Origin of the sequence: Gallintestinimicrobium sp., from assembly GCF_046968865.1 — a bacterium.
Taxonomy (GTDB): domain Bacteria; phylum Bacillota; class Clostridia; order Lachnospirales; family Lachnospiraceae; genus Gallintestinimicrobium; species Gallintestinimicrobium propionicum.
On the sequence record NZ_JBKVPW010000006.1, the window covers coordinates 36,165 to 56,428 of the forward strand.

The 20,264-nt window shown below is 51.2% G+C and carries 18 protein-coding genes; all 18 read right to left on the reverse strand.

The annotated features are described in order from the left end of the window. Positions 1-157 precede the first annotated feature (157 nt). The 18 genes from ACLTOQ_RS06890 to ACLTOQ_RS06975 all read right to left on the reverse strand — a co-directional run bounded on the left by ACLTOQ_RS06890 (position 158) and on the right by ACLTOQ_RS06975 (position 20,259). On the reverse strand, positions 158-1,036 hold the full coding sequence (locus tag ACLTOQ_RS06890; RefSeq protein WP_008394770.1) for a hypothetical protein: 879 nt from the start codon (positions 1,034-1,036) through the stop codon (positions 158-160). Then, a complete protein-coding gene (locus tag ACLTOQ_RS06895) occupies positions 1,033-1,965 on the reverse strand; it encodes a type II secretion system F family protein (RefSeq protein WP_006873411.1) in 933 nt (310 codons plus the stop codon). Before ACLTOQ_RS06895 ends, ACLTOQ_RS06890 begins: the two co-directional genes overlap by 4 nt. Next, a complete protein-coding gene (locus tag ACLTOQ_RS06900) occupies positions 1,966-3,342 on the reverse strand; it encodes a CpaF/VirB11 family protein (RefSeq protein ID WP_215725540.1) in 1,377 nt (458 codons plus the stop codon). It abuts the gene before it with no gap. Further along, the gene (locus ACLTOQ_RS06905; RefSeq protein ID WP_006873409.1) at positions 3,335-4,129 is read right to left on the reverse strand and encodes a hypothetical protein; all 795 of its coding nucleotides are present in this window, start codon (positions 4,127-4,129) and stop codon (positions 3,335-3,337) included. Before ACLTOQ_RS06905 ends, ACLTOQ_RS06900 begins: the two co-directional genes overlap by 8 nt. Before the next feature lie 27 nt (positions 4,130-4,156). Then, positions 4,157-4,996 carry a Flp pilus assembly protein CpaB gene (locus ACLTOQ_RS06910; RefSeq protein ID WP_003499634.1) on the reverse strand — a complete coding sequence of 280 codons (840 nt, stop codon included), beginning with the start codon at positions 4,994-4,996 and terminating at the stop codon, positions 4,157-4,159. Between the two features lie 12 nt (positions 4,997-5,008). After that, positions 5,009-5,521, reverse strand: coding sequence for a prepilin peptidase (locus ACLTOQ_RS06915; RefSeq protein ID WP_006873407.1), 513 nt, complete (start codon positions 5,519-5,521; stop codon positions 5,009-5,011). After that, a complete protein-coding gene (locus ACLTOQ_RS06920; RefSeq protein ID WP_173700508.1) occupies positions 5,493-7,190 on the reverse strand; it encodes a hypothetical protein in 1,698 nt (565 codons plus the stop codon). Before ACLTOQ_RS06920 ends, ACLTOQ_RS06915 begins: the two co-directional genes overlap by 29 nt. Positions 7,191-7,270: 80 nt before the next feature. Next, positions 7,271-7,840, reverse strand: a complete 570-nt coding sequence (locus tag ACLTOQ_RS06925; protein ID WP_008394778.1) for a DUF6550 family protein — start codon at positions 7,838-7,840, stop codon at positions 7,271-7,273. Between the two features lie 74 nt (positions 7,841-7,914). Then, a complete protein-coding gene (locus ACLTOQ_RS06930) occupies positions 7,915-8,415 on the reverse strand; it encodes a hypothetical protein (protein ID WP_006873404.1) in 501 nt (166 codons plus the stop codon). An 8-nt stretch (positions 8,416-8,423) separates the two neighbouring features. Next, positions 8,424-8,885 carry a DUF4320 family protein gene (locus tag ACLTOQ_RS06935; RefSeq protein ID WP_025529809.1) on the reverse strand — a complete coding sequence of 154 codons (462 nt, stop codon included), beginning with the start codon at positions 8,883-8,885 and terminating at the stop codon, positions 8,424-8,426. A gap of 153 nt (positions 8,886-9,038) precedes the next feature. After that, positions 9,039-9,686 (reverse strand): RloB family protein, encoded by a 648-nt coding sequence (locus ACLTOQ_RS06940; protein WP_118560360.1) that lies wholly within the window; start codon positions 9,684-9,686, stop codon positions 9,039-9,041. Between the two features lies 1 nt (position 9,687). Further along, positions 9,688-10,884 carry an AAA family ATPase gene (locus tag ACLTOQ_RS06945; RefSeq protein WP_006873400.1) on the reverse strand — a complete coding sequence of 399 codons (1,197 nt, stop codon included), beginning with the start codon at positions 10,882-10,884 and terminating at the stop codon, positions 9,688-9,690. 194 nt (positions 10,885-11,078) lie between these two features. Then, positions 11,079-12,575 carry a S1 RNA-binding domain-containing protein gene (locus ACLTOQ_RS06950; protein ID WP_412319141.1) on the reverse strand — a complete coding sequence of 499 codons (1,497 nt, stop codon included), beginning with the start codon at positions 12,573-12,575 and terminating at the stop codon, positions 11,079-11,081. Between the two features lie 34 nt (positions 12,576-12,609). Next, complete coding sequence (locus ACLTOQ_RS06955) at positions 12,610-14,550, reverse strand: VirD4-like conjugal transfer protein, CD1115 family (protein WP_412319185.1); 1,941 nt, start codon at positions 14,548-14,550, stop codon at positions 12,610-12,612. 11 nt (positions 14,551-14,561) lie between these two features. Further along, positions 14,562-15,647 (reverse strand): hypothetical protein, encoded by a 1,086-nt coding sequence (locus ACLTOQ_RS06960; protein WP_347060257.1) that lies wholly within the window; start codon positions 15,645-15,647, stop codon positions 14,562-14,564. Positions 15,648-15,819: 172 nt separating this feature from the next. After that, positions 15,820-16,482: a DUF6100 family protein gene (locus ACLTOQ_RS06965; protein ID WP_006873396.1), complete on the reverse strand. Its 663-nt coding sequence runs from the start codon at positions 16,480-16,482 to the stop codon at positions 15,820-15,822. Next, positions 16,483-17,175: a DUF5697 family protein gene (locus tag ACLTOQ_RS06970; RefSeq protein WP_412319142.1), complete on the reverse strand. Its 693-nt coding sequence runs from the start codon at positions 17,173-17,175 to the stop codon at positions 16,483-16,485. It abuts the gene before it with no gap. A 27-nt stretch (positions 17,176-17,202) separates the two neighbouring features. After that, positions 17,203-20,259, reverse strand: a complete 3,057-nt coding sequence (locus ACLTOQ_RS06975) for a VirB4 family type IV secretion system protein (protein ID WP_006873393.1) — start codon at positions 20,257-20,259, stop codon at positions 17,203-17,205. Between the last annotated feature and the right edge of the window lie 5 nt (positions 20,260-20,264).

Below are 20,264 nucleotides of genomic sequence, written 5' to 3' on the forward strand. Positions count from 1 at the left end.
GGCTGATGAAACAGTCCGGCTCAGTCCAGATGAAAAAGAATGGTGTGCCTGTCGCTATGGAAAATCGCTTGGGTACAAACGCTCACCTCCCTGTGTATCTGTCTTCCATATGAGGAGCAGGTATGAAAACGCCCGGAAGTACCGTGGCGGATGCCGATTAGCCAAAGAATGCCCCGAGCGAACTCATAACCTCGGTACAGAGCACCACCAGATAGATGATCATAATGCAAATCAGCATCATCATAGAGTAACGCTGGATCTTTTTGGGACGTTTGGCAGCTTCCTTTTTCAGATTGTTCTGCTCGATCTGGCGCATATCGAAGGTAATCATTTTGAAGTACATCCGCTGGTCATCACCGCGCAGGACACCAATCAGGCCACGGATCACATCGGACAGCATGGGGCTGCCAATGCGGGTTTCAAATCGAATGAGGGCATTTTCATAGTTGCCGGTCTTCATATCAGCAATGGTCTGATCCAGCTCGGCGCCGAAGTCTTTCCCAGCCACACGGCGGTAGGAAGTCAGAATTTTAAGTACATCCCTGTCATTTTCAAGGCTCTGGCCGACGGTCAAAGCAAATCGGGGAATCTCGCCCTCAATCAGTTTGCGGCGTTTTTTAACAAAATCAAAGGCTGCATAGTAGGTTGAAAACCACAGCGCCACTGCAAGACCGATCAAAATAGGCACCAGCAGCGGAATAAGAAGTGCCATGGGGATGGCACACAGGCCAACTGCCCCTGCAGTTACCCAGGCTCTGGCTGTATAGACCTCCGGGGTAAGCTGCAGACCTGCAATGTCCAGAGCGCGTTGTACCTTATTGCGCTTGAGCCGGTCCAGCCGCAAATAAGGGGCGATCCAACCGGCGATTTTTGTCACATAGACATCAAGCAGCTTTTCGTTTTTGGTGCCCTGCTGTTTGCGGGAGAGCATCATCATTTGTGAGGTCTTCTTGGTCGGGATGTCCACAAAGGCGCAGGTCAGGTTGTAGACAGCAAAACTGAAGAAGATGATGGCGATGAGCGCCAGAAAAGTCATACGCTATCACCTCCATATTCGATGGGCTTGCTCAGTTTCATGATCTGGGTCAGCGCAAATAGGATGATGGCTGCGCAGATCGCCAGTGCAATTTTGCCCGGTGTGGTGAAGATAAGGGTGTGGAACCAATCCTCATTCAAGAAATAGAGCAGCGGCACATTGGCGATAACCAGAAATATCATGGTGATGGCTTCACGCCGCGGCCCTTGCATCATTGCCTCAAGTTCCGACTGCACCACACGCACATCGGAGAATTTCTGGTTGATGGTAGGAAGGGTATTCTTCATACTGCGGTCGGACTGGCACTGGATGAGGGTGCCGCACCATTCATGGAAGACCCGGTTGGGAATCTTCATCTTCAGGCTGTTGATAGCACTGGTGATGTTGGCGTTGATCAATTCCGCTTCATAAACGAAGGCTTCAAAGTTGGCTTTTACCGGCTCATTGATATAGGGCAGGTTTTCCTTGACAGAACGGATCAGATCCTCGGTGCGCAGGTAGGAAGTCGTGATGATGGAAATAGCGGTTTCCAGTTCTTCATTCAGGTGCTTTTTATAGCTGGCGGCAGTGCTGCGCAGATACCAGATCGGTATAAGAGAAAAACCGATACCCAGAATGGGCACCATGTACACATTCCCAATCAAAAGAGCCAGCACAGCCCCCACAGCGAACAGAATCAGGGACAGTCGTTTTATTGCCTCATAGCGGTCCGCCCGTCCGGTACCCTTCAAGATCTGTTTCAGTTCGTAATCCTGATTAAAAAAGCCCTTGGCTGGTGTGCCCAGAAGAACATTCAGTTCATCCGACAAGGTGGCGGATTTTCGCTGGGAGCGGAAGAGGGCGTCGATAAAATCACCCGGCTTCACACCAAACAGAGCCAAAAGCCCAGCACTGAGCAGGATAAAACAGATAAGATAGATCCATTGCAATTAACTCACCTCCTTTGGCGGCTGCATGAATTCTTCCAATTCCTTGTTGGAAATGCCATTGTCCAGCAGCCTTTTCTTCAAGGAATCGGAGATCAAGCCAATTTTTTTATGGTGCCCTACCACACGGGTTTCACCACGGTCATCAGTTACATTGTCCTCCACTTCATATTTGTATAGGGAATGGGCGATCAGCCGCCCGTCCTGGTAGTCCTCGCCCTCGATGATCTCCATGATCTTACGGGAACGGTCCTCCAGCTGCTTGGTAAAGACGATGATGGGATACGCCTCTACCATGATCTGCATGAGGATGGAGTCATCCATGTTGTACTTGCGTTTGGCAAGGGTCATCATCCTGCGGTAAGTACTGTTGCAGGAATTGGAGTGGATGGTGGTACATACGGTATGGCCGGTGCGGGAACTTTCGGCTGCGGACAAGCTTTCTGCTGCTGACCGCATTTCACCCACGCCGATGACATCCGGATGCTTACGCAGCACCCGCTCCAGAAGAAAATCCTGATTGATGTTCAACGCAGGGTTCTCGCTGGGGCGGGTCAGCAGATGTACTACGGAATTAAGGATATTGCCCTGCGCATCCCGCTTGACCAGATCAAATTCGCGGCTGCCTTCTTCAATGGTAATAAGGCGCCGGTTATTGGGCACATTGGACAGCAGCCAGGCCATGATCGTGGTCTTGCCGGAGCCGGTGGAGCCGGCAATGCAGACAGACACCCCATATCGAATACAGGCAGTTAGAAAGTGAAGCATTTCAGCGGTGGCACTGCCGGAGTTCAGCAGTTTTTCTTCACTGACGGTCTGCTGGTTGACAATACGGATGGAGGCATTGACGCCTACATCTGCATCCACAATGGGAGTTTTGTCCACTGAAATACGGATGTTTTTGTCCAGAAATCCCACAATGCTGGGCATAGTATCATCAATGACCATGCCGCAGGCGTTGAGCATTCGGCGGATCACATCGATGGCGTGCTGGGGCGAACTGAATTTATCAGGGATCTTGATACTGCGCCCACTGGATTCGATCACTTCAATGTCGTTGTAGGCGTTGATGTTGACCTCCTCAACACCGGGCTTATAGATCCATTTCTTCAAAAAGGAGTAGCCGGCCATGTCCTCATAGAGCTTGGAACACAGTTCTTTTGTAGAGAGCCCGTCAAGGGCATATTTGCGTTTGACAATGTAGTGTTCCATCAGTTCTTTCAGCAGGCTTGTGGCACGCTCTGCATTGCCTTCCCCAGCTTCGGCAATGGTGGAGGCATGGTTTTCGGCAAAATACCGCTGTACATCCTCCAGTACCTGGTCATAGGTCAGCTCCTGATTGGCGGCTGGTGTGAAGAATATATCATTCAAATTACTCATCGGCATCCTCCTCACATTCATACGCCGCATCCTCCTCTGACTGCTCGGCCAGTTCCATTTGCTCCAGAATTTCCAGTACCTTGTTCAGTGAAGCAGTGTATTTGGGGTTACAGTAGGTGATAGCCTTGAACATACCGCCTTCGGTAGCACAGCGGTCGATCTCCTTACTGTAGGGAAGCAGGCCGTCAAACCCGCCAATGATATAGCCCATTTCATCCAAGGCGTGGAAGGGACGGGCCAGACCGGCGAATGTCATATGCTCAGAAAACCGGAAGCGCTCGTCCACAAGCAGAGGTTGATGGGCTTTCAGGTAGTTGATGCCCTTTAGGTCCGGGGTGAGGATACGGATGACCACATCGCCGGCTTCAATAGCGGCGGGAGTGAACACATTGGTCATGCTGGTGCTGCAGTCCAGAATGACGAAATCTACCAGTTTGGCGGCAGCATGAATGAGCTGCAGCACCATGGTATATTTGACCTCTGGGTAGCTCAGCGGGTTTTCTCCTGCCGCATAGCCCATCATCCCAATGAAGGGATAGTTTTTCAGCACTGTCACATGACTGGCAACCAGAGATGTATCGATCTCCACACTGCTCAAAACCTGGCCGATAGAGGTATTGGTCTGGATGATCTGCTCCGGCAGCCAGACCGGCAGCATAGGGACATTCATATCGGCATTGATAATGATGGCTTTCCGCTTGTCCCGGGTCAGGGCTTTGGCCAGAATACAGCAGAACATGGATTTGCCGCTGCCGGGGCTTCCCCAGACGGTGATAACTTTACCCATAACGAAGATCCTCCTTCCTTGATTTGATTATTCTGCCGAGGGTGCAGTTTCATTAGTAGATTGTGCAGACTCTGCAGTTTCCGTTTCCTGGGGTTCACTTTCAACATCAGAATTTTCCGCATCTGCAGCTTCTTCCTCAATCAAAGTTTCGGGGAAGTAGATTTCCTGAAGAGTCTTATCCTGCTCGGCAAGCAGCTCATCTGCCAGTTTGTCATTGTTGCGGGAGATAAGGGCCACATGAGCTACGCCGTCATTTTCAAGACCGGTAATGATCTTCGCCTGTTCAGGGCTTGCCAGCACAGTGATGGTGGCTGACTGCTGCTTTTCTTCATCCTCCGTGGGCTCCTTGGCATTATCCACATTGATGCCGTCTGAGTCGGTGACGGACAATACTTTGACAAAACGCAGTTCCGGTACTTCGGCCGCCGTATCAAGAAAGTGGTAAATACGGATGATGTCACCGGGCTGAAGCTTGTCAGAGAGGCCGGAAGCAAGTGTTTTAACGGTCAGCGAGATAGCAACCTTACCGGAAGGGATGCTGTTGAGCGCCACATCGGACGAAACCGGTACAGAGCTGATCTTGCTGGTAAGGATATAGTCACCCACAGCCAAGTCGGCGGTAGCGTAAAGACCATTTACATCGGAGAGCTGATGGGCGATGTTGGAGGGGAGGTTATAGCCGCCTACCTCAACCACCTCGGCATTTTCTGACGAGATTTGCTCGCCTTTCAATACCGGCTGGGTGATACGGACGATTTCCTCTTTTCCATTGGTCTGACGGGCGATGGTTGGAAGTGCCACAAAGGCGATAACTGCCGCCAACAGCAGGGAGAGGATACCGAAGATGAATCGGTTATTCAGTTTCATAAGCGTTGTCTCCTATCTTAAAAATAGTTGGGCCAGGGTCGCTGTACAGCAGCCACAGGCGAGAAATGGCAGGAACGGGATAGCAAGGGGCTGCCCAGTTCGATAAAGCCGCCTGAGAAGAAAGATCACAGGCATTGCGGTAACAGCGGCAGTCAGAAAGACCAGCGCCATGCCGGAAGGGCCATAGACCAGCCCTAATATCCCGCAGAACTTGATATCCCCGCCGCCCAGACCAGTGCCGTTTGTTGCCAGTGCAGCTGCCAATGGAATACAAAAGCCGAGCAGGGCGCCTACCAGGGCATGGGTGGCGACCGGCCAGAGAAAGAGCGGCGGGAGCCCGTGATTTAACAGGAAATATCCTTGCAGGACCGGCGCCAGGGCAGCTAAGGGGATAAAAAAGACGAGTGCCCGGTCAGGCACCCGTCTGTAAAGCACATCGTAGACAGCAAAGCCGGCCACCACAAAAAATATGGTAAGCAGGTAAGCTGTCCAGAGGCTATTCTCGATTGGTATACCAGTCATCATAAAGGCTCCCTTGGATCGAAACATAGTCATTTAGGTTGATGGATAACATGCCGTCAGGAGTCCAGGTATCCCACACCTGTGTATAGATGGTGTAGTCGGTGGCATCGGGGAACCACAGCGGTGTGAAATGCACTGTCCGGTCATAGGTGGAAAATTCGTTGGGCTTAAAGATGAATTTTGCACTTTGGCCGCCGGAACGCTGCAGAAGCCGCAGATAGGTCTGATACTGGAACTCAGGAAATACGGAAAAAGCAGTTTGGGGATAAGTAATGTGGCTGGTCGGGGCATCTGTGGACAGCGTTGCCCGCACTTCGGTTTTAACGCCGTACCCGCTTTTCATCGTCTTGCCGGATGCTGTGGGTACAATATCGTCTGGCATTAGAGACATCTCGCCGCTGATGGAAGCGGAGTAGCCCGTATATTCGTATTCCCAATACCCTTCATCAACCCAGTGCCCGCCATCTTCACCGTGGTCGCACCATACCCATACAGGCACCCAGTAGCAGCTCCAGACGCCCCAGTTGGCAGTGAGCTTCTGCGTTTCATTGGGCAGGGGCGGCACAGAGTAGCCGAGATTGGTGTCGGTTGCCACAGGGTCAGGCGGAATGTGCTCATTCAGATCCACGATCTTTGCAACAAAGGTATCCTGAGCGGTATAGGCGCCGCTGACAGATACCGTAATGGTCACGGTCTGCGGGGTGGAGGGGGTATGCCATTTGACCCAGACTACCTGACTGTCACCGGCTGGGATCACTATATCATTGACCCGGTAGGTGGTGCCGAGGATATGGAAGGTAACCGATGCCGGATTATCCGGCGTCAGATCCTGATCTGTCCGCAGTGTGACGGCGGTAATCACATCCGTATCTACTCGGTATTCTACATCAGGGGCCTGAATTTCTCCTTCCGGCGGAGCTTCATCAAACCAGACAATACCAACGCCGAGGGTGCTGATGATGTCGGAATTGTTCTGCTTTCCAGTGGTGCTGCCTGTCCAGGCGGAGATGCCAAGGTCGCTGAATTCCAGGAACATTGACAGCGGCAGATTTTTATGGGTAAGTGAGGTCATGGTTTTTCGCAGATTGCCGCCGGACATCTGATCATACAGGCCGGCTTCAGTAGCTGTCATACAGTAATACTGGCCGTTGTGCGTGAAATAGGCAATGGGCTCGATCAGCAGCTTGTACTCGCCGGCAATCATCCGCTCATAATCGACTCCGGCTGCCTGAGCGACCATCATGCACGCATATTCAGAACAGAAATACCGTTTGATGGCTTCGATGTTGCTCTGCCCCTTGCTGCTGACGATTGTGGGCATAGATTGTGCAGGTCTGATGCAGGAATAGGCAACGCCGGACTGAAGGGAGAGGCCGGCGCCGCCCAGGTATTGCAGTTTGTTGACTTTGCCAAAGTGGAGAAGACTGGTCTTCTGCGTCCGGTTTGAAAAGTCCAGTGGAGAAGATACGGCAGTTCCGCTGGATGCGTCAACAACAGTAATGCGGACACCATCATTGCCTGAATTCCAGAAGTTGCTGCTTGTGCCGTGACCCATGCTGCCACCGCCGCCATCTATGTTTCCGTTTCCGCCCGTTGCAAAGGCAGAGGAGGGGAATAGACAGAAAACAAAGGCAAAGCAGCATAGGAAGGCGAGAAGTCGTTTCAAATACATCACGCTCCATTCCTTTTGAAAATAAGAAGGCCGCCACAATCCTGTGACGGCCAAGTAGTGCCATATTCAGTTGTAGTAAATCAGCCCATATTGCCGACCTGTTTGTTCAGATCTCCATCGCTGTCACCGGTGGACTGCTGTACATTGCCGGGAACAACCCAGCCAAACACCGGATCATATACAGCTCCATTTCCGTTGCTGGAGCCTGGAACCGGCTCATTGCTGGGCGGCGCTTGCTCGGCGGGCGGGGCAGTAACCTCCGGAACTGACGGGTCGGGATTGACGGTATGCTCCTGACCAGGATCTTTGATTTCGGTCTTACCTTCCGGCACCGGAGGAGGCGTTTCTTCAAACTTTTCAGTATCGGTGAAGTCGATCACAACCTCATCCTCCGTTTGGGAGGTTACTTTGGGATATTCTTCTTCGGCATCTGTGGACTGGCCGGGAGCATAAGCATCTGCTCCATTATCACCATCTGTCTGTGTGCCACCATCTGACCAATCGCCGGTGACGCTGCTGGGTGGGGATTCATCCGGTCTAAAATCTCCGGTACGGTCGCGGCTTACGAACCAGCAGACACCCAGAATAGTGACGCAGAGGAGAGCCAGCGAGGAAACAATAAAGCCTTTGGATTGGAAAAACTTCTTCATATTTTACATACACTCCTTTTTTGCTGTTATATAAAGCCTATACGGTATAACGTGCCGGGCTTTCAACAGTATGGTTAGAATTTTGTGTTGTGGTAGCCTGTCAGCTCCACCCGTTGGGTGATAGCCGGATAACTGTGACCGAACATCCGCACATAGAATTCCACATCACAGTAGAAGATGTACTCAACCCGTCCATTTTCTACATTGAACTCCAGGCTGATGTCGGAAACCTTGTAATCCTCCGTTGAAAGCGGAATCTTGGAGTCCAGGCCGCCTGCCACTGTAGCCTCCAGCATGTCGGTATAGTCACTGCTGGAGTAAAGGGTATTTAGGTACTCTTCAAAGTTGGTTTCACGCTGGGAACGGTAGGTATCTGCATAAATCGTGCCGCTAAGGTTATTTAACTCCATTTTAGCGCCGTTGCGGATGTTGATACAGGTGATCCGTATGGAAGCGTACAGGAGCAGGAAGGAAATCAGCATCACGATGCCTACTACAAAAAAGCAGGCGAAAAAGGTGATCTCGCCCCGTTCGTTTCGCAGCGGCTGTTTCAGTCGCAGGAATATGCGTTTCATAGGTCACCTCACTTCCAGTAGTGCTCACTGACGCCGCTGCCGCGGGCAACCACTGTAATGTTTACCAGGTCAAAATTCCAGAACCCGCCCAGTTTGGCATCTCCCTCGATAGTAATGAAGAAGGGGGTGCCCAACTGGATGGCATTTGTCATACCGGATGGCCTGGGTGATGTGTAGGTAGCGTCAATGGAGTAGGAAATATTTTCGGCTCCTTCGATCTGAGAACTCAAAAATTCAAACAGCTCATCGGTCTCGCCGTTGACGCCGCCGGAAAGCTGGATCTGTTTGACCATCTGATCGGCGGCATGGTCAAGTTCCTGCTTGGTGGAAATGATGCTGAACAGGTCAATAATGAAGGCCAGCAGCAGGACAGCGATGAAGATGAAGACCACCGTACTGAAATAGTTGGCCTCGCCCCGCTCGTTGTTCAGCACCTTCCGGGCTTTTTGAAAGAGAATAGAAACCACCACCTTTACTGAAATTGAAAACAGCCGCTCCAAACCGGAGCGGCTGCTATGCAAAGTTTTGACTGTACCAAGTATAACAGATATGGATTTACGGCGAAAGGGCAGGACTGTGCCAATGTAGAGACAATTTTGTGCCAACCATGTTTCTTTGCAACATTACAGCAGTGATTCCACCAGCTGATAGATGTCGGTAAATGGATTGACAGCAATTCCAAACGGTTTGCTGCTGTCATTTTGAAGATGGTATTGCTCTACACGTTTGGCGTTCTGAATCGCAATGGCTGTATGCTCTGCTAACTGGTTATATACATCGCCAGCTTTCTCATAATCAGGGAGATAAGTGGTCAATGCGTTTTTCACTGCGGGGTAGTCTTTGAAAAATTTGGTGGTGTACTGGAAATGCAACAGATACCAAAATTCAAAGCAGGGATTGGAGAGTGCAATCTGAATCCCCTTCGCATCTGCCATTTTCCTTGCCTTGGAGAGCAGACTGTCCTTTGCAGTGATGGGGTCAGGGTTGTTGTAGTTCACATCTCCATCTGCAACTACCCATACAGAGTCTCCCTCTGATACGGAAATCTGATTTTTGTTCTGATATTCCACGGCTTTCCGGATCAGGCTGAGATAATCTGTTTCACCTCCGCTGGTGCGGCTGCCGACCACACGAATATCAATGTTTGTCTGACGGTTGCGGTAGTGTTCAAAATACTTAGGCTCAGTTTGAGAACCCTCCGTTACAATCAGAATGACAGGCTTTATTTTTCTGCGTCGCTGTCCACGCTTTTCAATTTTTCCACGTGCCATTTTACAGCCCTCCCTTGATAAAGGGGATTGCACCATAACGGCCAATCAGATAGCCTTTCTCCACCTTGGCATCCTTGCGGATGGAAAAATCGTAAAGGGAGAACAGATCGGTAGCCGCTGTTTGCTCGTCTTTTTCGGTAAACCAAATCTGATCTCTCCTCAGTACATCCAGGTCAAGAAGATTGGTGTTGTGTGATGTGAAAATCAACTGGGCTCCATTTGGATTGAACTCCACGCTGTTAAAAAGCGAGACCAGATGCTTTGTCAGAAGAGGATGCAGATGAGCGTCCATCTCGTCAGCGACAAGAAGCGTTCCTTCATCCAGCACCTTTTTTACAACACCGATCAGTTTGAAATAACTGTTGGTGCCATCAGATTCCTCTGCCATGTTCAGCGCGTAGGAAGAAGTATTTCCCTCTGTATCCTGTACCGTGTGAATGGCCTCGATATTGGTAAAGATATCATTACGCTGAGAAGGAGCGGGTTCTGTATCACGCATCTGAAGGGACTGTATGCCAAAATCTGCAACACGCAGCATAGAGGCGATCACATGCCGGTAGTCATCATCTTTGAGTTGTTCTGCTTCAAGGCCGTAGGCGTCTGCAACAGAATTTTTCGTGATGATCTGGCAGGAAGCAAACCATTCCAGAACCGGAATCACTTTGGAATAGCTCCAGTTTGATGCGACAGACAGATAGAGCTTGTTGGCCGAAGTGCGATCCTTGAGAGTATTTTGTTCATCGACATCAACGGTAAAGCGAAAATCTTTTGTGTCTTTTCGCTCAAAAATGAGTGCCTGCCTGCCATTGGGATAGTAATACAGATATTCTTCAATAACAGCTTTGTCTGTTACAGAAAAGCCATACGCATATCGGATGCCATTTGTGGTGAAGATGACCTCAAAGCTGCTGGGGCGAGAGGGTGTTTCCCGGTCAAACTTGAACGGCGAACGCTCAATGGTTTTGTGGAGCTGCTGGTTATGCGAAGTCAGCACATAATTTACCATGAACCAAAATGCATTCAAGACATTGGACTTTCCGGAAGCATTGGCACCGTAAATCACGGCAGACTTCAAATGCTTTTTGTTTCCGTCCACAATCAGGTGTTCCGGATGTTCGTTATCCTTACTGGCAAGCAGGGATAACACGACATTATCTTTGATAGAGAGAAAGTTCTCTACACTAAATTGAATCAGCATAAAACAACCTCCTAAATCCTTGCTATAATATATTATATCCGCATTTTTGTGAAAAATCAACGCAAATGAAAAATAAAAATCTATATAGAGGATTTAAGAGAACAGTCGTGTGGAGAGGATATGCGGTGGGAGTTTCGGTAATGATAAAAAGCAAGCCTGGGAAACAGTTCGCCGCTGCTTCCCAGGCGCTTTGCTTACAGGTTCTGACGGATGATCCGGGTGATAATACCTACGGCCACACCCCGCTCCATATCCAGACGGGTGACGGCAAAAGATACATCGTCCTTTTTGCCGGGCATCCGGTAGTCATAGCAGGAGTGGGCTACCGCATTGACGCCATTGGAGAGGCGCACATAGACAACGCCCTTGTGGACATCTGTGACACGGCCGGCATACTTGCCTTGGATACGGCACTTCTGCAGGTTGTCCCTGTCGGTGTTCTCGGAAATACTCTTGATGTCAGCCTTGATGCCCAAGTCCTCCAGACTGTTGCGCCGCACGCTGAGAATACGGACCAGAACCTCATCGCCTACGGAAAAACGCTCATGGGCATCACCGATCCAATCCCAGGCAAGGTCACGGGCAAGGATGGAGGTTTCAACGCCGAAAACTTCCACGCGCACAACCTTTTCAGCCACTGCAATCACACGCGCCTGGACGATGCGGCCCTCATAGACACGGTACATACCGGCAGCATCCGTATCCAGATAGAAAATCTGGCGTTTGCGCAGCATGGCCTCCTTGCGGCTGGCAACTACGCTGCGGGTCTTGGAGTCGATACCACGCACGATGAAGTCAATGTCAGCACCGAGCATGTTGCCAAGGATCTTATTTTGGCGCAGCATAAGGTCGGCGTATTCCTGACCGGAAGGACTGCGGCCCAGATTGATCATCATTTCCTTGATAGGGATAATGACACGGAACCCCTTGTAATCCACAACTGCCACCGTCTTGCGGTTGTCCAGCTGTTCAATGCCGCCCAGCTTGCCGGTGATGATCTTGCGGGTGCGGTAGGCATTATGGATCTCATGCCAGATTACATCATCACGGTCTTCGGCAGTCTCGACATCATCCCGGCTGCGGATGGTAAGGACGGGGGCCTCGCCGCGCTGGGGGCGGGGCTGGCGCTGGGGAGGAGAAGGAGTAGGGGCAGGAGCGGCAGCTTCTTCCACGACAGGAACATCAGGCTCCACAGCAGGTTCCTCCGTATCAAGAATAGAGTCGGCTGTATCCGCCGACTCTGTTGTTTCGGCAGGGACTTCCTCTGTGACAGTTTCTTCAGGAGCAGCAGCTTCTTTCTTCTTTCGGCTGGTACGCTTGGGCTTGGGAGATGCAGGGGGTTCCTGCACAGCGTCGGCGTTATCTTCGTAAACATCAGGCGGCTGCACATCAAAGTCTTCCGGCATATCAGTGGGAGCAGCGCTTTGATCGTCTGTTTCAGCAGGCGTATCTCCGAACATTTCCTCCTCGGTGAGTTCAGGAAGGAGATCTTCAGCCATATCTTCGGCAGAGGTGTCCTCCAGGGGCTGATCCATCTGCCCCAGCAGTTCGTTCAAATCCAGACTATTGCCAGTATCAGCAGGAAGGGATTCAGGTTGAGCAGTATCGGCCGGCAGAGTTTCGCCTTCCGACATAACGGTTTCGGTAACAGGAGCCTCCTGTTCCAGAAGTTCTTTTTTCTTGGTTGCCATAGATTAAAACCTCCTATGAATTTGATAGTTTTGTTTAAGACAGGATGGAATCCTTGTCTGTGGTGATAATGCCTTCCGGCGTACCGGCAGATTTGGGGGCCGGAGCCTCTTTGGGTGATTTATCCGTGGGGGATGCCGGTTTGGTGGCTTTGCGCTTTGCCGGCTTCTTTGCTGCAGGAGCCGGTTTCGGCGCGGGCTGCGGTGTTTTGGCGGCTTCTTCTTCCAAGCGGCGCCATTCCGGTACATGGGCAGATGCTTTGCAGGAACGCAGGTACTTGGCTTCCGGGTGTTTGGAGTAATCCATTTTGTCTACCTGCAGAACCTTCTTGCCACGGATGATGATGAGCGCCTGATCCAGCGGGAGCCGCAGGACTTCATCAGGAGTAAGTACAGGGCGTTTTCCAACACCAGAGGTCTCACGAAACTCCGGTGTATAGTTGGAGATACGCCAGGTGCCCAGCTGTTTGGACTTACTGGATACTGCTACGGAGGCAAGCCCTGTCCTGGCAGAAATAAATTCGGCAGTAAGCTGGTCTGTACAGCCTAAAAACAACTGCGCGTCACAGTTTCCAATGATCTCCTGCCACAAATTCTGCGGGTATCGGTTCTGCAATCCTGCGAGATTTTGGAACACACAGGACATGGAGATATTCCGGGAGCGTATTACGCTGAGCCGGCGGGAGAGGTCGGGGATCGTGCCGCACGCTGTCAGTTCTTCCCCAAGGATATGGACAGGCACAGGCAGTTTGCCGCCCTCGCAGTTGTGGTCTGCATATCGCACCAGTTTGATGAAGCAGAAAGATAGAAACAGCGAGGCCAGAAAATCAAAGGTGCTGTCCTGGTCGCTGGTAACGAGGAAGTAGGCACAGGGCTGCTGACCCGGAAGCTCCAGATCGATCTCATTCTTAGCGGTAATTTTTTTGATCAGCTCAGACTGGAATACCTGCAGGCGGCTGCCCAGACCGATAATCACGCCGCTTCGCACTGTGTCGCTGGCCTGCTTGAACAGGCTGTAGGGTGCTTTGGCAGGGTGCGTGGAAGGAAGCGCCTCGAACAATGTGTCAAGTTGGGATTCCCCATTGAGAGTCAGCAGCCGGTAGACTTCGCCAATGTTGCGGTTTTCTTCCGCATAGCCTTGATCCACATACAGTACCAAGGCCTTGAGCAGATTCATCTCACAGGCATCCCAGAAATGGTCGCTCTTGCCGTTGTTCGTGGTGTTCTTGATGATGACATCTACAAAAAGCTGGGCCATTAGTTCCTGTCCCTCAACTTCGGCAAGGCAACACCAGGAATCTGAGTTTTCAGGCGAAACGAGGTTGAATACCTTGACACAATAGCCCCGGCTGCGGAGAAATTCGCTTGACTTCTCGTACAATTCCGATTTGGGATCGCAGATGATCAACGATTCTCCGGCGCCATTTTCACCTCGGACAGTGGCCTGAAGGATACGGTTCATACAAAACGAACGGGTTTTCATGGAACCACTGGCGCCGTAGACTGCCAGATTACTGTTGATTCTGGTATCTTCCGGTATGCAGACTGCTTTGCCATCCAGCATACCCAGTACAACACCCTTGTGTTTGCGCAGATCGGGCACCAGATCCAGTACGCCGGACATTTCTTTGCGGGACATCCAGCCGGAGGTGCCATAAGTGCCTTTGGCGGAGTAGGAGAAATTGCGGTCTTCATCATACTCACCGGCATCACCATATCCCATGCGCATGACCATGATGAGCAGCACTGCTAACAAGCCAATGCAGATCAAAATGCCATACACGCCATAAGGCGGTCTGAGCACAGAGGAAAGGCAGAGAAGGAAGTCGGGCGAAGCGGCCAGCGGTGAAGTACCGTCGCCGGGAATACCGCCGCCCTGTTTCCAGGTTGCATAGTTACCCAAAAGCTGTGCCAGAAAGCCGCCTGCGTATAGAATCGCAAGAATGGCAAAGGGCGCTGCAATCAGGCTTACGATCAGTTTTTTCTTGTTTATGGGAACAACCTCCCCTCGAATTTTGTGAAATCAATGGTCTGGAAGCGCACCCGGGAACCACAGTAGCTGCGAAGTACCTCTGCCTGGAAGTCAAAACAGATCAGTGTGCCTGGGCGCTCGGATAGTTCGAGGGAGGTGTTGAAGCGTGCGATACGGGGCAGATCGCAGAAATAGCCAAACAGGACTGGTGAGCCATCCGGTGAAACACCGTCATGCTCAATAGCCAGTCCGGGCTGCCTCGCAGTAAGACCTTGGAGCAGAATGCGGTCCAGCTCCGCAGTTTTCACAGGGTCGCACAGCAGTGCAAGTATCACCTCCCCCTGATGGTTGTTGGTAAGATAAAGAAAATGCTCATAGCTGCCATCCAGCATGAAGAAATCATGTTTGCGTCCTCCGGTGCTGGTCAAAATCTGGTAAGCCAGATCCATGCTGTTGCCCAGAATCAGTCCATGAACATCCTCATGGCGAAACTGTAGGGACAGGCGCTGTTGGCAGATTACGCTCCAGATCAATGCCTTGACCCGCATTTCCGATTTGTAGCGCCACTTCATCAGGGCGCTGCTGCTGTTGTAGGTCACGAAGATGCCGGAGGGCGCAAGGAGTATTCCGGTGGAGCGGGAACTGCGGATCTTCGTGGTGTCGATCCCCATTTCTTTCACTTCTCTGGAACTGAAAAAAGCAGGATAGACAATCCTGCCGCCAGCGTAGCCCTCCGGTGCAAAAATTGCCGGTTTTTCATCCCGATACACACATACACCCGCATTATCCATGGTCACATAGGTTTCGGCCAGGCGGTGTAGCCGGAGTCTTCGGTCAATTTCGCATTTCAAACGGTTGGTGTCGGTATCTCCTGTCAGGTAGCTGGCAAATCTATCCGGCCGGCTTTTCAGCAGAGTGGCTTTGGCTCGCGGCCCCAGACGGTAGCCGCGCAGTTTATCCCGGTAATAGGTACGCAGCAGCCCGTCTTTTTTCAGTGCAGTGACAACAGACTCCAGATAATATGGACTGCCGGGAAGTCTGTTAAGCTGGTCTGTGGGGAACTCGCCGGAGATGGCAGTCAGAGAGAGAAGCCTGTACGCCATCGTGTCTGGCTGTGGGAATTTCCCAAGTGATCACCTCCTTGTGGTGTGTGGCTTTTACCGAGACTGCAAGGAACTTCGGTAAAAATCCGTGGTGTAACGACAGAAAAAAGCCCCGAAATCCGGGGCGAAATACGATGTTGCGGCAGGTCGGACAAGCAATGGCTGAAAATGCTCAAAAATCCGAGATGGATTTTAGGGTGTTTTCATGCTCAGCAAGCCAGGCGGGAAACCGCTTTTTTTCCATGACACTGATTCTGGTACAGTCCTTTTCGCCCAGCGCAGCGGTGTTGTAGGCATCGCAGAGCAGGCCGGTATCGTCAGCCATGACGAAGGTGGAGAGGACATCCAGAAGCTGCTTTTCTTCCAGATTGTCGTAGTCACGGATACGCCGGGTGGGAAGGCACTGGTCATAAACCTGCGTAAAGCACACCACACAATCGCTGAAGCGGGGCATGGGATGCTCTTTGGCGTATTGCTCCAATGAGAAGTAGAACGGGTCGAGCAGAAACTCAGTGTTTTGTCTCTGCTTGCGTTTTGGGAGCAGACCAGGCAGGGTGACCTCCAGTACACCGTCCTCATAGACAACCTCAATTCCGTGTACAATACCGGCGGATGTCAGGTAATCGCCTTTGCGGATGGTGGTGCTGGAATATATCAAATGCCGCAGCCTGCAGGCAATTTTCTCTGCCCGCAGGGCGGCGTCAGTGGATAAGACTTCATAGTTGTCCGGATAGCGCTGAATATCCGTGGTATCCATCGCGTAAAGAGCATTGCTCAAACGGGATATATCATCAAGAATGCTTCCAATCCGGTGTGAGATGATTTTTCGTTCCAATCAAGTTCCTCCTGTTTTCTTAAAGTAATGCACCTGGCCCGCTGCATCCACGGTGCAGAAACCGGAAATGCCAGGGCAGTCAATGCGGCGAATGTCTTCCGGATTATCGACCAAAATGATGCGGCGTCCACCGCTGCGGTCATCCCGAAGCGCATGGTTGATCAGGGCCTCCTGGCCGGAAGCTGCGTAGACGATTTCGTATAGTTCACCGTTTGCAAAGAAGATAAGCTTGACCGGAAAATCACCGGGAGCATGGTATTCCACCTGTCCGATAAAATCCAAGAGTACCCAGGCAGCCCGTATCAGGGAGTTGTCTGATTTTGCTGCCCAACCAGACGGAAAGTAACCGCCTGTATCAGTTTGAAAAATACGGCCCTGCTTTTGCAGATGGGAGAGCAGGGTCTTGATGAGTTCTTCTTTGCCAGGGTGAAAGCAAAGAAGCTGCTGCATATTGAGACCGGGATACATCGTGACGATCCGCAGCAGAGCCGCAGCTTCATTTCCATAGATTTCAGCCCTGGTCTTCATGGGTATCACCTCCAATGGCGTAATATAGGCGTATTCAAGACGCATTAAATAGGAAGGAAAGCCAGTCAGTGTAAACCAAAAGATGATCTGGCTGGCAAAACTGGCTTTTAGGCGTAATACAGGCGCAAAGCAGACGCATAGCGGTGTCTGGCAGGAAAGTTGCACATGGGAATCACCTCGCTTTTCAAATTGTTATATCTGCTGTTCGGCAGATGTGGATTGTTCACGGCGTTTTCGCTCTACGATTTCACGCAGCTCGCGGCGGTCGGTAGTGATCAGATCCTTTTCCAGAGGGCTGGCTTTGAACTCCACCATAATATTGTTGTTATTGGTAGAAATCAGACCGTGACCTCTTTCAAAGTGAGTGATCTCCATTGTTTCAGCATCGGACAGGTGCAAGGCTTCCTGTACCCGCTGGGCTTCGTCGTCCTCCAGATTCAGAATGATCTTGGTCTTGGAGTTGTTGATGATGCCCTTACCAAATCTGCCGCCGTCAAGGTCAAAGAAATCGGCAAGATCCTGGCTTGCAAAAATTGAGGCGCCGCCGTAACCTCGTATGGTTTTGGCAATTTCCAAAAGAAAATCGCCGGCCAATCTTACACCAGCAGCACCGGCGCCGGATAGAAGCTGCCAGCACTCATCGATGAAGATGGCTTTTTCTTCTGTACGGTCGGCTTTGGCTCTGTCCCAAACAAAGTCCAGCGCCACAAACATACCTACGGTGAGCAGATCTCCCGTGAGGGAGGAAATATCCAAAACAGTGTACTTGTTGTCGAGCCGAACATTGGTCTGCTTATTGAAGGTGCTGGCGCTGCCGTTTACCAGACGGTTTAGAATGTGGGCCATGCGCATCGTTTCCTTGGAGGTTTTCAAAATTTCGTACAGGTCACCAAGCACCGGCATTTCACGGTACTGGCCGGGCTGTGCAGGGTCTTCCAAAGAGGCGTTATCATGAGTGATGCCTTTTGTGTTATAGGTACGAACAAGGGCTTCGTCCAAAAGCTGTCGTTCTTCGTGAGACATATCGGGGATCAGCAGACTGAAAAATATGTGGAGCTGCTGGATCTTTGCTGCAAGTTCAGATAACTGAATGCCTGGACCGTCCAGAATTTCATTCACCGAGCGGTCTACCCGCCGAATCTCCATAACATTGATGCAGTGGGGACTGGCCGGTGAAATCTGGATAAAGGAGCCGCCCACATTGGAGCAGGCGCGATGGAATTCATGGCCTTTTAGGGGCGCAACAATGAAAATGGGGATATTTTTCCGCCTCATTCGCAGCGCCATCAACTGCATGGTAAAAGTTTTGCCGGCTCCGCTCGTGCCAAGGATCGACATATTGGCGTTCTTATAGACCGCAGAATTGAAGATGTCCACGATAATAAGGGAGCTGTTGTACTTGTTGACGCCCAGCAGGATACCGTTATCATCACACATCTCATAGGAGGTAAAGGGATAACAGCTTGCCGCACCGCCTGTCAGCAGGTTGCGTTTACCGCGCTCATACAGTTTCTTTTCCATTGCCACCAATGGAAGGGCAGATAAAAACGCCTGTTCCTCCCGAAAATGGCAGGTGCAGGCGTTCATGTCTTGTGAGAGCAGGAGCTTTTTCATTTCGCTGACCTTCCATTCCAAGTCTTCCTCGTTGGAGGCAGTAATGGTAATCAGCAGATTCAAGTAGTAGAAGTCCTCGTTGTTGGCAAGGCCCTCTTTGAGAAAGTACCCGCTTCGGATAGCGCCATCAATGTCATCAAAGTCGGTGTTGGTGTCGCTGGCGTCCTTGATTTTGGAACGGTTGATACGCAGCTGCTGTCCGACTTTCTGGATGATGGTTTCTTTGGGCTGACGGGAGAGGAACATATCCATATCGATCCCGTCACCGGCATTGACGATAAGACTGAGCCAGCCGGCTGGAACCTGCGTTTTGTAGCCATCAGAGGGCACCAGCAAATAAGCATAATACAGACCGTCAATGCAGATATGGTGACCATGCGTGAAGTCAATGCTTTTTGGCGCACAGAATTCGGTGGCAGGGATATGGTCGATCTCACTGTCGCGCCCTTTGGCAAGGTACTCAGCCACAACCTCCTGTGCCCGGACGGAGAGCGGCTTTACAGCACTTTCATTTCTGCAGAGCAGGTTATAGAGGACATCTACGGTAAACTCATCCCAGTTTTCCGGAACGATGACCTCGTTACCGCACTGACGGAGGTAGTTGGTAGCAGTATGGACTGCACTTTGCAGGGCATTGATTGCCTCGCCTTCTTCATCAGAGCGCTTGGTGTTGCTCCACGGCTCATATTCAAAAATCAGGAAGAAACGTCGGGTAATTGCCTCACGGGAACCGATCTGCTGAACGAACTGGAGGTAGTCTTCCTGCATGAGCAGACACTGTTCATTGGTCTCCTGTTCCATCTCCTTCCGAACGGTATCCAGATGGCGGTTGATCTCTGCCCGACGTGTCAGTACCTTGATTTGCAGCTTGATGGGGCTGATTTTCAAGTAGGATACAAAGGAATAGATGATGTTCCGCTGTTCCTGGGCGCTGCGCAGCATAAAATTGATGGGTACTACCTCGACGACCTTGACATAGCGGTGGTCCTTCGTGTAGATGATGCCGTTTTCAATTTTGGAAATCGGCAGATAATCTGCTACCGGGTTAAGGCAGGCGGGCTTCGGCTCCTGGGTGCGGATAGGGCGTTTTACTTTGCGCTCCTTGGAGACCTTCTTTTTTTGCTTGGCGGCTTTCTTCTCCTTGGCAGGCTTCTGCTTTTTCACAGGACGGAGTTTTTGGCGGATCTCGTAGCTACGAACTTCATCAAACTCCGCTGGGAAATCCTCTCTGCCGGAGCGCCGTGACCGTCTGGGAGCCTTGTCGGGCTTGTGTACCTTCTTTTTAATATGCTTGCCGCCATGCTCTGCCGCCGGAACCGCATCTTCTGCGCTGTTACCGCCTATAATGCGGCGGTTTCGCAGGTACTTTATGAAAATCAGCAGAAAAGAGGAAAGGCTCTCACCGGAAATTCCGATAAGCGCCACCAATGCTGCTGGCAGTGCGGTCAGGCACAAAGCGATGATACGGGCAGTCAGGCTAAGAGGGAGCAATGAAAAAACCGGCACACCAATGGCAAATGCCAGGATGCCGGCTTCAATCACATTTCGGGCTTTGAACATACCACCGAAGAAGGTGCCTGACTCGATGAAATTCGGTGGTATTATGTAGGTATCTCGGTCGATTTTATGATTCATGATTA

Bases quoted from the DNA above. Each gene is read 5' to 3' on its own strand.
- ACLTOQ_RS06940 (WP_118560360.1), bottom strand. From the start codon at position 9,686: ATGGCACGTGGAAAAATTGAAAAGCGTGGACAGCGACGCAGAAAAATA.
- ACLTOQ_RS06945 (WP_006873400.1), bottom strand. From the start codon at position 10,884: ATGCTGATTCAATTTAGTGTAGAGAACTTTCTCTCTATCAAAGATAAT.
- ACLTOQ_RS06960 (WP_347060257.1), bottom strand. From the start codon at position 15,647: ATGGCGTACAGGCTTCTCTCTCTGACTGCCATCTCCGGCGAGTTCCCC.
- ACLTOQ_RS06930 (WP_006873404.1), bottom strand. From the start codon at position 8,415: ATGAAACGCATATTCCTGCGACTGAAACAGCCGCTGCGAAACGAACGG.
- ACLTOQ_RS06905 (WP_006873409.1), bottom strand. From the start codon at position 4,129: ATGGGTAAAGTTATCACCGTCTGGGGAAGCCCCGGCAGCGGCAAATCC.
- ACLTOQ_RS06950 (WP_412319141.1), bottom strand. From the start codon at position 12,575: ATGGCAACCAAGAAAAAAGAACTTCTGGAACAGGAGGCTCCTGTTACC.
- ACLTOQ_RS06975 (WP_006873393.1), bottom strand. From the start codon at position 20,259: ATGAATCATAAAATCGACCGAGATACCTACATAATACCACCGAATTTC.
- ACLTOQ_RS06890 (WP_008394770.1), bottom strand. From the start codon at position 1,036: ATGACTTTTCTGGCGCTCATCGCCATCATCTTCTTCAGTTTTGCTGTC.
- ACLTOQ_RS06915 (WP_006873407.1), bottom strand. From the start codon at position 5,521: ATGATGACTGGTATACCAATCGAGAATAGCCTCTGGACAGCTTACCTG.
- ACLTOQ_RS06925 (WP_008394778.1), bottom strand. From the start codon at position 7,840: ATGAAGAAGTTTTTCCAATCCAAAGGCTTTATTGTTTCCTCGCTGGCT.
- ACLTOQ_RS06900 (WP_215725540.1), bottom strand. From the start codon at position 3,342: ATGAGTAATTTGAATGATATATTCTTCACACCAGCCGCCAATCAGGAG.
- ACLTOQ_RS06920 (WP_173700508.1), bottom strand. From the start codon at position 7,190: ATGTATTTGAAACGACTTCTCGCCTTCCTATGCTGCTTTGCCTTTGTT.
- ACLTOQ_RS06910 (WP_003499634.1), bottom strand. From the start codon at position 4,996: ATGAAACTGAATAACCGATTCATCTTCGGTATCCTCTCCCTGCTGTTG.